Annotated in this window: 3 protein-coding genes and 2 pseudogenes; 4 read left to right on the plus strand and 1 reads right to left on the minus strand. The window is 41.3% G+C overall.

Going from position 1 to position 5,464, the window contains the following annotated elements:
• Window positions 1-205: 205 nt before the first annotated feature.
• From V7K36_RS31565 to V7K36_RS31575, 3 genes and pseudogenes are all read left to right on the plus strand, one after another.
• Window positions 206-464: pseudogene (locus tag V7K36_RS31565) on the plus strand (ATP-binding cassette domain-containing protein); the annotation flags it as partial.
• 8 nt (window positions 465-472) lie between these two features.
• Entirely contained in the window at window positions 473-1,105 is a 633-nt protein-coding gene (locus tag V7K36_RS31570) for an ABC transporter permease (RefSeq protein WP_335121741.1), read from the plus strand.
• On the plus strand, window positions 1,105-2,013 hold the full coding sequence (locus V7K36_RS31575) for a glycine betaine ABC transporter substrate-binding protein (RefSeq protein WP_335121742.1): 909 nt from the start codon (window positions 1,105-1,107) through the stop codon (window positions 2,011-2,013). Before V7K36_RS31570 ends, V7K36_RS31575 begins: the two co-directional genes overlap by 1 nt.
• A gap of 402 nt (window positions 2,014-2,415) precedes the next feature.
• On the opposite strand, the gene V7K36_RS31580 is transcribed toward V7K36_RS31575, so the two are convergent.
• Window positions 2,416-3,132: a pirin family protein gene (locus V7K36_RS31580; protein ID WP_335121744.1), complete on the minus strand. Its 717-nt coding sequence runs from the start codon at window positions 3,130-3,132 to the stop codon at window positions 2,416-2,418.
• A gap of 657 nt (window positions 3,133-3,789) precedes the next feature.
• Here V7K36_RS31580 and V7K36_RS31585 point away from each other — a divergent pair.
• A pseudogene (locus V7K36_RS31585) lies at window positions 3,790-5,138 on the plus strand (ShlB/FhaC/HecB family hemolysin secretion/activation protein); the annotation flags it as partial.
• Between the last annotated feature and the right edge of the window lie 326 nt (window positions 5,139-5,464).

Genomic DNA, 5,464 nt, shown 5'->3' on the forward strand with positions numbered 1-5,464 from the left:
ACACCGGAGTAGCCGTGTGCGGTGAAAGTCGCAAGCACGGTTTCGGATGGGAGGGAGAGGTTAGTAATAACTTCTCTCGACCCTACCAGTGTCAATGCGTGAGGTCTGTATTGGACTCAACTACAAACCGCTATAGTGATTAAACACCGAAAAATTACTAGTATCACCTGAAAATTTTATTAGAAAGAATGCGAGGTCTGCTGAATTATTAATGGATGAACCCTTTGGCGCACTCGATCCAATTTACGCGCCTAGAACTTCAACAAGAGTTTCGGCATTTGCAGCAAGAATTAGGCAAAACAGTTGTTTTTGTCAGCCACGATATTCTAAAAGCCTTTATTTTGGCATCAAGAATTGGTTTAATGTGTGGCAAAGAATTGGTAGTATTGGGGACAACAGATAAATTTATGCGATCGCAACACCCAGAAAGCCTCGCCTTTCTTCAATGTCTGCGTTCTTTGTAAGATACCTTATGAAAAATTTCTTCCTCGTTAAGTATGCCCCAGAAATTCTTCAGCATACTCTAGAACATCTATTTTTGGTAGGCATTGCAATTGGAATTGCCATTCTTATAGGCATTCCATTAGGTATTCTAATTACACGTAAAACTTATCTCCGTCAACCAATTCTCGGCATAGCGAATATTCTCCAGACTATTCCTAGTTTGGCACTGTTTGGCTTACTCATTCCTGTTCCCATAATTGGCGGAATTGGTGCAGTACCAGCAATTGTTGCCCTGATTGTATATTCCTTGCTGCCGATAATTCGTAACACTTACACAGGTATTACTGGTGTAGATCCAGCGATTCGGGAAGCTGGGAGAGGAATGGGGATGACAGATAAACAATTGTTATTACAAGTTGAGATTCCTTTGGCAATGGGAGTAATTTTAGCAGGAGTGCGAGTAGCAACAGTAATTGCCATTGGTATTGCAACCATTGCAGCAGCGATTGGTGCTGGTGGTTTGGGAGTATTTATTTTTCGTGGGATATCAGTAGTGAATGATCAGTTAATTTTAGCTGGTGCAGTTCCGGCGGCGGTAATTGCATTACTAGCTGACTTTGCAATTGGCTGGTTAGAGAATAAATTAAAAATTAAAAATTAATGAAAAGATTTTTAACACTTTGCTCTTTAATTTTTGCCTTGTTACTGCTAATCACTAGCTGCACGCCAAATTTAAATAGTAGCAGCAATGGCAATATTATTGTTGCTTCCAAAGATTTTACTGAACAAGATATTTTAGGGGAACTGTTAGCACAGCAAATCGAGGCGGCAACTAATTTAAAAGTGGCTCGTCGCCCCCGTTTGGGTGGTTCTTTTGTTTGTCATAGCGCTATTACTGCTGGCAAAATTGACGCATATATTGAGTATACAGGTACAGCTTTTACTGGAATTTTAAAGCAAAAAGCAGTTAATGATCCTAAAGAAGTTTATGAGAAATTAAAACAAGCATACTCCCAGCAATTCAATCTGGAAGTGATGCCAAGCTTGGGTTTTGAAAATACTTTTGCGATGATTGTCAGGGGTGAAGATGCCAGACGCTATAATATTCAAACTCTCTCCGAAGCTACTCAATATACACCACAATGGCGGGGTGGTTTCGGCTACGAATTTTTAGAACGGGAAGATGGTTTTCCAGGATTAGCTAAAACTTACAATTTACGTTTTGCTAAAGCACCCCAAATCATGGACTTAGGTTTAATATATCGTGCTTTGATTCAAAAACAGGTGGATATGGTAGCGGGTAATTCCACTGACGGGCAGATTTCTCGCTTGGGTTTAATTGTGCTGAAGGATGATAAACATTATTTTCCGCCTTACGAAACTGTGCCAATTGTCCGACAAGAAACTTTAAAAAAATATCCCCAATTAAGGAAAGCGATCGCTCAACTTAGCGGAAAGATTTCAGCAGATGAAATGCGACAACTAAACTATTTAGTTGAGGGTGAATTACGTGATATTAAAGATGTTGTCCAGGAGTTTCGTAAATCGAAGGGATTAGGTTCATCTTAAAGATAGGGAAGATGCGATCGCACATAACAGTTTCCTCTTTAGCTATTACTGCCTGTCTAAGAGGATGTTTGAAAAGTCCTCTTGTCGGTATCAAAAGTTATAGATCCTCCTAAAAGTTTCAACACCGCGCCAGGTGGTAACTCGATTCTTTCTGGTGTAATTATGGTATCCATATTCGGCTGTTTCACCAGTTGTCGAATAGTTTTTCGTAGGGGCAATACCCTGCGGGAAGCCGATGCAGCGTCTACATGAATTACCCCTACGGTAAATCAAGGCTTTCACTGCCTTTTTGCGTAAGTCCTATTACAACTATTTTCAAGTAAATAGACCACGCTGTAGGGGCACAGCATTGCTATGCCCTTACGACAGATGTGGTTCAAATACTTGAATTCTGCTGTAAGATTAGCCTAAATCGAAAAGCAAGATTTCTGCGCCGATCTTAGTGCTAATTTCTAACTGTTCTTCACCATTGATTTGCACTCCATCACCTGCTCTGAGTTCCTCACCATTCAAGTTAACTATACCTCGCGCTACTTGTAACCAGGCATAACGATCAGGCTTGACTTGATAATTGACAACATCACCATCCTCTAAGACAGATACGTATAAATCAACATCTTGGTGAATTATTACAGCACCATCGCGCCCATCTTTAGCAGCAATTAAGCGGAATTTGCCTTGCTTTTCTTCGAGAGGAAAAGTTTTTTGTTCATACCTTGGTGTCAACTCATCTTCGTCAGGAAGAATCCAGATTTGTAGTAAGTGCAGTGGTTCAGTTGGTGAAAAATTAAATTCGCTGTGGCTGATCCCAGTTCCAGCACTCATGATCTGTGCATCACCAGGGCGAATTACCGACCCTGTACCTAAGCTGTCTTTATGCTCTACGGCACCTTCTAAGACATAGGTGAGAATTTCCATGTCACGATGACTGTGCGTAGGAAATCCAGCACCAGGGGCGATGCGGTCATCATTGATCACTCGCAGAGAGCGAAATCCCATACGGTTGGGATCGTAAAAACTACCGAATGAAAATGTATGATAACTATCGAGCCAGCCTGTTTTAGCGTGACCGCGTGCATTGCGATCGTGAATCAGGTGGCTAATTGTATTTTGAGACATAAGTTTACCTCGCTGTTAATTAGTTTTGAGTGTCAAAAAATTAAGTATTTAATTCCGAATTACTTTTGAACTATTTAAATAATAAAACATATACATATAAATTGAAAAGTACGCACTTAAAAGTGGCGTACTTACCAAAAATATACTGTTAAATTTCCATTTAAATCATTGAACAATAAAGATTCGTCCTTTCCGACTTTGATTAATCATTACTTTCATGGTATATAGATCCGCTCTGTCGGGGTAAAGTGCATTGCTGATGCATGCAACTTTAGATAAAAGCCAGTTTAGAACAAGCTTTTACAGATTGTCTCGCTCCCAGTCTTTGACCTACGCTGTACAGACAAGTCCTAAAAACTAAGCCTAACTTGATAAGGCTTCCCTCGTTCCCGTACTCCGTATGGGAATGCATTCATTGAGTCTCTGGCTCAATATCTGACTGAAGGCAGAGCCTCTAATCAGCCATTTTAACCCTTTCAAGGTGAACATATGTACGTACTATCAAAGTTTTTACGGCATTTCAGGCATCGGCTAGAACTGAACAAAGAATTTATCGATTAAACTCCAAATTTTTGGACTGTAATTAAGCGATCGCCTGAGCCAAAATACCAAAATTCGGCTAAAATATAATTAACTTAATAGTACAAATGTTCGCTACTCTATACCGATACGGGGTATCTCAATTGTGGTGCTGTGATTCCGGCTGGTCAAACCTTATCTCAACAGGGATCAGTCGTCAAAATCCAGATTATTGAAGGAGGGCTAAAAGAAATTGCGGTGACGGGTACACGACGGTTGAACTCGAACTACATCCGCAGCAGATTAGCCATTGCCACCACTAGACCCCTAAATCAAAAGCGCTTGCTGTCAGCTTTGGAACTATTGCAACTTGACCCCCTGATTCAGAATATATCAGCCGAATTGTCTGCTGGGTCGCGTCCTGAATTAAGTTTACTCACAGTCAAGGTAGTAGAAGCCGACTCCTTTCATACAGAATTTTTTATGGATAATGGTCGTGCGCCTAGTGTTGGCAGCTTACGACGCGGTGTCCGCATTAACGAAGGAAATTTACTCGGTTTTGGGGATGCCTTCAATCTGGAATATATTAATACTGATGGTAGCAACTCCTTTGACTTGCGCTACAACATACCTGTTAATCCTCGTAATGGCACAATTACCCTCAGAGGTGGTTTGACGAGTACTGAAATTGTCAAACCACCCTTTGACCGCCTAGATATCATTGGTAATTCCAATTACTTCGAGTTAGGTTTTCGTCAACCTTTAATTTTATCTCCCAACAGAGAATTTGCTGTGGGTCTATCCGCGTTACGACAAGAAAGTAAATCTGAACTGCTAGGTAGTGGTTTTCCCCTCTCAGCCGGTGCTAATGAACGGGGAGAAACCCGCGTTTTTGCCTTGCAATTCTTCCAAGAATATCAGCAGAGGGATTCTCAACAAGCCTTAGCGCTGCGCTCTCAATTTAACCTGGGTTTAGATATCTTCAATGCTACCGTCAACAATGAGCCTCCTGATACTCGGTTTTTTCTTGGCGGGGGCAAGGACAATACGTGCGACTTTTAGCACCGCAGACTTTAGTGGTGATCCGTTCTGACCTGCAATTCTCAACCCGTGCCCTTGTGCCTTTAGAGCAATTTGGGCTAGGCGGTCTGCGTAGTGTTCGCGGTTATCCACAAGATATTCTCTTGACAGATAACGGCTTTTTTGCATCAGCAGAAGTGCAATTACCAGTACTGCGGGTAAAAAAGGTCGGAGGAGTTTTACAAGTAGTGCCGTTTATTGATTTTGGTGTGGGTTGAAATAGTTCCGGGAATGCAGACCCAAATCCGAATACTTTGCTGGGGTTGGGATTAGGTTTACAGTGGCAAATGGGCGATCGCCTCAATGCTCGCCTTGATTATGGGATTCCATTGACAGATATTCAATACAGAGGCAGGACTTTACAGGAAGACGGTGTTTATTTCTCAATAGTAGCGAGTCCTTTCTAAAAATTTTTTGTCAAAAAATCTCTGATTAGCAAAGGTCTAGAAGTCAAAAGTTATGCAACATCCTAAGCGATCGCTCCTGTTTAATACTTTACCTCTATTTCTAGGGGTGAATTTTGTGTTGGCTTTGTTCTCTTGTATCGCTCCCTTTCCAGCAAAAGCACAAATCACACCTGATGGAACTTTAGGCGATAAAAGTTCAGTTGTAGTACCAGACACTCTTAACGGCAGTCCTATCCCTCTTCTGTCACTCTCCGAAAACTTTTGCCATTTCTGAATTCTAGAGCTTTTGTATATGAAGCGATCGCGCGATTATTTTCTAATAACAA

It is taken from the genome of Nostoc sp. (assembly GCF_036919555.1).
In the GTDB taxonomy this organism is placed as follows: domain Bacteria; phylum Cyanobacteriota; class Cyanobacteriia; order Cyanobacteriales; family Nostocaceae; genus Nostoc.

Coding starts and splice junctions, on each gene's coding strand:
- V7K36_RS31570 (WP_335121741.1), top strand. CDS start 473: ATGAAAAATTTCTTCCTCGTTAAGTATGCCCCAGAAATTCTTCAGCAT.
- V7K36_RS31575 (WP_335121742.1), top strand. CDS start 1,105: ATGAAAAGATTTTTAACACTTTGCTCTTTAATTTTTGCCTTGTTACTG.
- V7K36_RS31580 (WP_335121744.1), bottom strand. CDS start 3,132: ATGTCTCAAAATACAATTAGCCACCTGATTCACGATCGCAATGCACGC.